The sequence below is a fragment of the Cupriavidus sp. 05T313 genome (genome assembly GCF_056396665.1).
This window is the reverse complement of the sequence record NZ_JBFTLX010000349.1, coordinates 1-5,612: the sequence shown is the minus strand read 5'-3', so window position 1 is coordinate 5,612 and position 5,612 is coordinate 1. Positions and strand designations below refer to the sequence as shown.

Sequence of the window (5,612 nt, the reverse complement as noted above, 5' to 3'; positions counted from 1 at the left end):
ACTATGGCCTGCATGCCACGCTCAAGGCACCGTTCCGCCTTGCGGACAGCCAGACGCCAGCCGGGCTCGACGCCGCCATGCGCGCCTTCGCCCTGGACCGCCAGCCCTTCGCCGTTCCGCTCGCCCTGCAGAACCTGCGCGGCTTCCTGGCCTGGTGCCTGGGCGGCGACGCAAGCGCCAATGCGCGCATGCACGCCCTGGCGGACGCCGCTGTACGGGAACTGGACGACTTCCGCGCGCCGCCCACCAGCGCTGAACTTGCCCGCCGCAATCCCGCGCAACTCAGCGCGGCGTCCCGGCGCATGCTCGACGCCTGGGGCTACCCCTACGCATTCGAAACCTTCATATTCCACATCACGCTGACCGGCATGCTGGACGARGCCGAACAAGCCGAAGCCATCGCCATGCTGCAAGCCGCCAGCGGCACGCTCCTGCAAGCGCCGATGCCCGTACGCGATGTCAGCCTGTTCGTGCAACCGGCACCGGATGCGCCCTTCATGGCGGCCCGCCACTACGGCTTCGACGGCAGCATCACCGACGCCGCCGGCGCGGCCCTGCTGGAAACCGCGGCATGAACATCCACGCAACAGGCACCGCCGCCCGGGCCGACATGCCCGGGGCACCGGCTCAAGCCGCCGGCGGAAGCCGGCTGATCTACCTGATGGGCCCTTCCGGCAGCGGCAAAGACTCCTTGCTGCGCGTCTTGCGCGACAAGCTGCAGGACGATGGGCGCGTACGGATAGCACAGCGCTACATCACCCGCGCCAGCAGCGCCGACGAAGCCTGCATCGCGATCACCCAGGCCGAGTTCGAGCGGTGCGCCGCGCAACGCGGCTTCGCGCTGCACTGGCGCAGCCACGGCCTGTGCTATGGCATTGGTATCGAACTCGACGCCTGGCTGGCGCAAGGCCTGTGCGTGGTCGTCAACGGATCACGCGAACACCTCGCCGCCGCTCACGCCCGCTACCCCGCCCTGCACGCGGTACAGATCAGCGTGCGCCTGCAGGTACTGGGAGAGCGCCTGCGCCTGCGCGGCCGCGAGGACGAGCAAGCCATCGTCCGGCGCCTGCAGCGTGCCGGCGAACCCTTCGCCGTGCCGGCTGGCTGCCGGCTGACGGTGATCGACAACAGCGGCGCGCTGGAGACGGCGGCGCAGGCCTTGCTGCGGCTGACACGCGAGGGTGGACACGGGGGGAAGGCCGGGCTGACCGTGGCCGGGCGATCCTGATCCCGGACGTCGCCGCCGCGCGGCAAGCCGCCCGGCTATGCCGACGCCGGCAGCCCGATGCTAAAACTGATGCCGTGCTCGGTGAATCCAAGCTGCCGATAGAACTGATGGGCCTGCAGGCGCCTGGCGCTGGACGAAAGCGCCAGCTTGGCGGCGCCCGCCTCCTCCGCCAGCCGCATGGCCGCTCGCATCATGGCCGAACCGACGCCGGTGCCGCGCGCGGCGCGGGCCACCACCACGCTTTCCACGATAGCCTCGCTGCGCCCGTCATGCGCCAGCACCGGGAAGATCAGCAGGCAGAACGTGCCAAGCGGTTCGCCGGAAGCCGCCAGCATCAGGTAGCAGCGATAGTCAGGCATTGCCTTCAGTTGCGCAAACAACGCGCGCATGCGGGGCAGTGGCAGCGGTGCCTCGCCATCCATCTCGGACAGCAAGGCGGCCACCTGCACGAGTTCGGTATCGGTGCCGGTGACTTCGCGCAGGGCCAGGCCGCCGGCTTCCCGGCTTTCTTCTTGGGCGTTCATGGGCCGGCAGTTCAGGAAATGCGCCGGATGCAGCGCGACACCATCGGCAGGTAGTACTCCAGCGGCGGCGTCGCAAGGCCCACGACCTTGGCAAGATCGTCGTAGCGGCGCAGGCGCACCGCGTCCGGGCCATGCGGATGCGCGATGAAGGCTTCGGCTTGCGCCGCATCGTAGGGTCCGCCCTGCAAGGCGAGGCTATGCAGCGAGGCTGGCGACAACGTTGCCTGGTAGCCCGGATCGATGGCGCACAGGTAGCGCTTGGCCGCCACGTGCAGGCGCACCGGCTCGGTCACGGCGGGCCCGAAGCCGACCCCCAGCAGATCGGCACCCACCTCCTGGTGCCGCATGTCGGTGGTGCCGTCCTCGGACATCACGAGATGGCCGAGATCGTGCAGCAGGCTGGCCACGATCAGCGATTCGGGATCGCCGGCCTGCTCGGCAAGTTGCGCGCATTGCAGCGCGTGCTCGGTCTGCGTGATGGCCTCACCGCCGTAGAAGGCGGTGCCGTGGCCCGAGAAGAGTATTTCGATGCGGCGCAGGATCGTCATGAAGATTCAGGGATGGTGGCGTGCTTGAGTGGCTGGCATACGAGGCAGGCTGATGCCCGCGTCACACAAGCGCCTTGCGGATGCGCGCCGACAGCAAATCGATGACCGTGACAAAGCCGACGATGATGATGATCACCGCGCAGGTCTCGGCATACTGGAAACTGCGGATGATCTCCCACAGCACGGTACCGATGCCGCCCGCGCCGACGATGCCCAGCACCGTGGCCGAACGCACGTTGGATTCAAAGCGGTACAGCGCGTATGAGATCCACAGCGGCAACACCTGGGGAATCACGCCATAAACAATCTCCTCGATCGCGCTGGCGCCGGTGGCGCGCACGCCTTCGACCGGGCGCGGATCGATCGCCTCCACCGCTTCCGAAAAGAGCTTGGCGAGCACGCCGGTGGTGTGCACCCAGAGAGCCAGCACGCCAGCGAACGGCCCCAGCCCCACCGCCACGATAAACAGCATGGCGAACACCATCTCGTTGATGGCGCGGCAGGCATCCATCACGCGCCGCATCGGCTGGTAGACCCAGGCGGGCACGATGTTCGAAGAACACGCCAGGCCCAGCGGCACGGCAAACACAATGGACAGGAAGGTGCCCCAGATCGCGATCTGGACGGTCACCAGCATCTCGTCCAGGTAAATGCGCCAGTCGCGGAAGCTGGGCGGAAAGAAGTCGGCGGCGAATTTCGCCATATTGCCGGAATCCTTCCACAGGTCGAACGGGCGCATGTCGGCGCCCTGCCACGACATGGCCAGCAAGGCGAGCACCACCGCCCAGACGAACAGGACTGGCAGGCTGGCCCGCGGCGGGCGGCCGGCGCGAGACGGAGTGGCTGGAGGCATGGTGGTGTTGACGGAAGGCAGCATGGGGGAAACAAAGACAACGGTGGGTACAGCGGCAAATAYGATGAAGCGGCAGTAGCAAGCAGCAAGGGCAGCACGCAGCAGCAGCGGATACGTGGCGGCCCACCCCAAGCATCGGGACGGGCCGCGCGATCGCGCCCGGCGGACTGCTTTGCGCTTACTGCGCGCTGGCGGCGATCTTGTCGAGTTCAGCCAGCTTGCTGCTCAGGTCGGCAAGGCGTTTTTCCTTGTCGGCGGCGGCCAGCGTGGTATCGGTCTCGATCTTGGTCTTTTCGCGGGCGAGCTCGATCTGGCGGATCGGCACCAGTTGCGCGTCGTTGGAAGCGCGGAAGCCCTGATACGTCAGCTTGGCCAGGTTTTCCTTCTCGCGCGCGGCGTCCGTGCCCTTGCCGTAGTTGACGAAGAAGGTCTTGACCTTGGCCTTGACGTCGGCCGGCAGGTCCTTGCGGTAGACCAGCGGGTCCGCCGGGATCAGCGGCGACTTCCACAGCACGCGCACCTGGTCATAGGCGTTCTTGCCCGTATTGATGCGGTAGCGCTCCATGTTCTCGGTGTTGTTCACCGCCACGTCGACCTGCTTGTTCAGCACCGACAGCAGGTTGGTCTCGTGATTGCTCACGCGCACCGTCTTGAAGAACGTCTTCGGCTCGATCTTGTGGGCAGCCCACAGGTAGTGGCCGGGCACGGCGGTGCCGGAGGTGGAGTTCGGATCGCCCGCGCCATAGCTCAGCGACTTGCCTTGCTTGAGCACATCGTCAAGCGTCTTCAGGTCGCTATCCTTGTTGACGATCAGCAGCGACCAGTAGCCGGGGTTGCCATCCTTGTCGATCACCGAAGCGAAGACCTCGCCGTTGGCGCGGTCCACCGCCTCGATGGCGGACTTGTTGCCGAACCAGGCGATCTGCACTTTGTTGAAACGCATGGCTTCGATGATGCCGGCGTAGTCGGAAGCGAAGAACGGCTTCACCTGTACGCCCAGTTGCTTGCTCAGGTCATCGACCACGGGCTGCCAGGCGGATTTCAGGTTGGACGAAGTCTCCGTCGAGATAAAACCCATGTTGAGGACTTTGCCCTCCTGGGCGAAAGCGGGAAACGAGAGCGCGCCCGCGGCGCTCGTGACGATCAGGGCAAAAAGGGTTCTGCGCAGCATAAGGGAACTCCGGGGTAAAGCCTTGTTGAGGGCCTTGTTGGGGGTGCTTGCGGAAAAAAACTTGACAGAGAATCCGGGAAAATCAGGCTGCCGCGAGGCCGCCGGGCATCATGGCGGGAGGCGCCGCATCCAGCCCTGCGCCCTCGGGCAGCAGTTCGGCGGCTTCGGTGCCGTAGAGGTCTCGCAGCATGCCCGGCGTCAGCGCCGCCGAGGGGCCGTCGTAGACCACCTTGCCATGCCGCAGCGCCACCACGCGCGGGCAATAGCGCATTGCCACGTCCACCTGGTGCAGCGACACCACCACCGCCACCTTGCGCGTGCGGTTGATCTGCGCCAGCAACGCCATGACGCGCCGCGCCGATTCGGGATCCAGCGAAGCGATCGGCTCGTCGGCCAGGATCACCCGCGCGTTCTGCACCAGCGTGCGGGCGATCGCCGCGCGCTGCTGCTGGCCGCCGGACAAGGTCGAGGCCCGCTGAAACGCATAGTCGTCTATACCAACCTGGGCAAGCGCATCGAGCCCGGCGTCGATCTCTTCGTTACGGAAAAAGCGAATCAGGCTGCGCCACAGCGGAACGCGCGGCAGCATGCCGGTCAGCACGTTCGTGATCACCGGCAGGCGTCCCACCAGGTTGAACTGCTGGAACACAAACCCGATCTCGGCGCGCGCGCCGCGCACATCGGGGGCCAGCCGGCCGCCTTGCTGGATGGTGCGGCCGTTGACCAGCACCTCGCCAGCGCCAGCCGCATCGGCTGCGACAAAGCCCGCTACATGGCGCAGCAAAGTGGACTTGCCCGAGCCCGAGGCGCCCAGCAGGGCAACCATCTCACCGGGCGCAACGGCAAGGCCAACGTTATCCAGCGCCTTGCGTCCCGCCTGGAACGACTTGGACAGGCCGCGCACTTCAATCGCATGCGTCATCCCACTCTCCTTGCATCAACAGTGAGCGCATTCTGGGTGGTGCCGATGACAAAACGATGAAGGTTGTGAGGCAATTGCGAATCGGACCGGATAAGCATCGCGCCTTGCCGGCGCACGGCCTGCCACGCGGGCGGGCTCAGGCCCGGTTTGACTCCGCCGAAATGTTACACAAACCAGACATTATCCCTGCCAATACCCCACGAAACGGGTATCGCCGCGAAGACGAAGTTAATCGTAAGGCATTTATAATCTGGCCCGCTTTTCCAAAAATGCACCAAACGGAAGAGACCAGAAACAAAACCAATAACAAGGAAAGGGAAGAAGAATGAAAGGGATGCAAAAACTGATCGCAGGCATGGCGATTTC

At 65.6% G+C, this 5,612-nt stretch carries 8 protein-coding genes; 2 read left to right on the top strand and 6 right to left on the bottom strand.

Translation table 11 applies throughout. The features are described 5' to 3' along the window. Together AC1DKD_RS38365 and phnN are read left to right on the top strand one after the other, a co-directional pair. A partial coding sequence (locus AC1DKD_RS38365) for a DUF1045 domain-containing protein (RefSeq protein ID WP_477144492.1) occupies positions 1-575 on the top strand: 575 nt, incomplete at its 5' end. A 35-nt stretch (positions 576-610) separates the two neighbouring features. Continuing rightward, positions 611-1,228 (top strand): phosphonate metabolism protein/1,5-bisphosphokinase (PRPP-forming) PhnN, encoded by a 618-nt coding sequence (gene phnN / locus AC1DKD_RS38360; RefSeq protein WP_441633619.1) that lies wholly within the window; start codon positions 611-613, stop codon positions 1,226-1,228. A 35-nt stretch (positions 1,229-1,263) separates the two neighbouring features. On the opposite strand, the gene AC1DKD_RS38355 is transcribed toward phnN, so the two are convergent. From AC1DKD_RS38355 to AC1DKD_RS38330, 6 genes are all read right to left on the bottom strand, one after another. Further along, entirely contained in the window at positions 1,264-1,752 is a 489-nt protein-coding gene (locus AC1DKD_RS38355) for a GNAT family N-acetyltransferase (protein WP_441633578.1), read from the bottom strand. An 11-nt stretch (positions 1,753-1,763) separates the two neighbouring features. Beyond that, positions 1,764-2,300 carry a phosphonate degradation HD-domain oxygenase gene (locus tag AC1DKD_RS38350; protein ID WP_441633576.1) on the bottom strand — a complete coding sequence of 179 codons (537 nt, stop codon included), beginning with the start codon at positions 2,298-2,300 and terminating at the stop codon, positions 1,764-1,766. A 61-nt stretch (positions 2,301-2,361) separates the two neighbouring features. Next, a complete protein-coding gene (gene phnE, locus AC1DKD_RS38345) occupies positions 2,362-3,153 on the bottom strand; it encodes a phosphonate ABC transporter, permease protein PhnE (RefSeq protein WP_035860758.1) in 792 nt (263 codons plus the stop codon). A 178-nt stretch (positions 3,154-3,331) separates the two neighbouring features. Next, positions 3,332-4,324 (bottom strand): phosphonate ABC transporter substrate-binding protein, encoded by a 993-nt coding sequence (gene phnD / locus AC1DKD_RS38340; protein WP_441633574.1) that lies wholly within the window; start codon positions 4,322-4,324, stop codon positions 3,332-3,334. 82 nt (positions 4,325-4,406) lie between these two features. Further along, positions 4,407-5,246, bottom strand: a complete 840-nt coding sequence (gene phnC, locus AC1DKD_RS38335; protein WP_441633572.1) for a phosphonate ABC transporter ATP-binding protein — start codon at positions 5,244-5,246, stop codon at positions 4,407-4,409. A gap of 164 nt (positions 5,247-5,410) precedes the next feature. Next, positions 5,411-5,612 (bottom strand): hypothetical protein (locus tag AC1DKD_RS38330; RefSeq protein WP_477144491.1); only part of this gene is annotated, 202 nt, incomplete at its 5' end.